This is a genomic window from Azospirillum agricola, from assembly GCF_017876095.1.
In the GTDB taxonomy this organism is placed as follows: Bacteria; Pseudomonadota; Alphaproteobacteria; order Azospirillales; family Azospirillaceae; genus Azospirillum; species Azospirillum agricola.
Window position 1 is genome coordinate 1 of the sequence record NZ_JAGINM010000076.1, and the last position, 1,415, is coordinate 1,415.

The following is a 1,415-nucleotide window of genomic DNA, read 5'->3' on the forward strand; positions in this document are numbered from 1 at the left end:
GATAGCGTCCACGAATGTGGTGGAAATTCGCTGATCGCCCTGGGGGTGGGGCATGCCCCACCCCCAGGGCGGCGTCCCTTGCGCAAGAGGTGGTCATTGGATTGGTCGGCTAGAGTGGAGTTGCAACGCTTCAACTCGAACCGAAGGACGAACCCAATGACCGATGACAGTATGGCACTGGCCGACCTGCTCCAGAAGGCCGGCGACGGCGACTTCCTGCGCAGTGTCGCGGAGACGGTGTTGCAGATGCTGATGGAAGCCGACGTGGAAGGCCAGATCGGCGCCGGGCGCCACGAACGCTCCGCCGAGCGGCTGACCCACCGCAACGGCTACCGGGACCGGGCACTGGACACCCGGCTCGGCACGCTGAACCTGCGCATCCCCAAGCTGCGCCAGGGCAGCTACTTCCCGCCCTTCCTGGAGGCCCGCAAGACCAGCGAGAAGGCGCTGGTGGCGGTGATCCAGGAAGCCTGGATCGGCGGCGTCTCGACCCGGCGCGTCGACGAGTTGGTCCAGGCGATGGGCCTGTCGGGCATCTCGAAATCGACGGTGTCCAAGCTGTGCCGCGACATCGACGAGCGGGTCGGCGCCTTCCTCGACCGCCCGCTGGAGGGCGAGTGGCCCTACCTGTGGCTGGACGCCACCTACCTCAAGCAGCGCGAGGGTGGGCGCATCGTCTCGGTCGCCGCCATAATCGCCGTGGCCGCCAACACCGAAGGCAAGCGCGAGATCGTCGGCCTGCACATCGGCCCCTCCGAAGCCGAGGTGTTTTGGAGCGATTTCCTGAAAACGCTCAAAGGGCGCGGCCTGAAGGGCGTCAAGCTGGTGATCTCCGACGCCCACGAAGGCCTCAAGGCCGCCATCGCCCGTGTCATGGGGGCAACCTGGCAACGCTGCCGGGTCCATTGGATGAGGAACGCCCTCGCCTACGTGCCCAGGGCTCAAAACTCCATCGCCGCCGCGGCTCTGCGCCAAGCCTTCCTGCAGCCCGATGCCCAAGCCGCCCACCAAGCCTTCCGCCATGTCGCCGACCAGATGCGCGACCGCTGGCCCAAGCTCGCCGCCTTCATGGATGCCAGCGAGCACGACGTCCTGGCCTACATGGGCTTCCCGACCCAGCACCGCACCAAGCTCCACAGCACCAACCCCTTGGAGCGCCTGAACAAGGAGGTCAAACGCCGCGCCGATGTCGTCGGCATCTTCCCCGGCGAGGCTGCGATCATCCGACTGATCGGGGCTGTTCTCTTGGAACAGAACGACGAATGGCTGACCCAGAACCGTTACATGCAGGTCGAGGCCATGGCCGAGTTGATGCCGGCCGAAGCCTCATCAGCCATCACGTTTCCACCCAAAGCCGCCTGAACAATGGCCACCTCAGCATCGCACGATTTTCCACCATCTTGACGGACGCTATC

The 1,415-nt window shown here is 65.4% G+C and carries 1 protein-coding gene; it reads left to right on the forward strand.

The window, feature by feature from the left end:
- Positions 1-156 precede the first annotated feature (156 nt).
- Positions 157-1,362, forward strand: coding sequence for an IS256 family transposase (locus J2847_RS33865; RefSeq protein ID WP_209783111.1), 1,206 nt, complete (start codon positions 157-159; stop codon positions 1,360-1,362).
- Positions 1,363-1,415 lie beyond the last annotated feature (53 nt).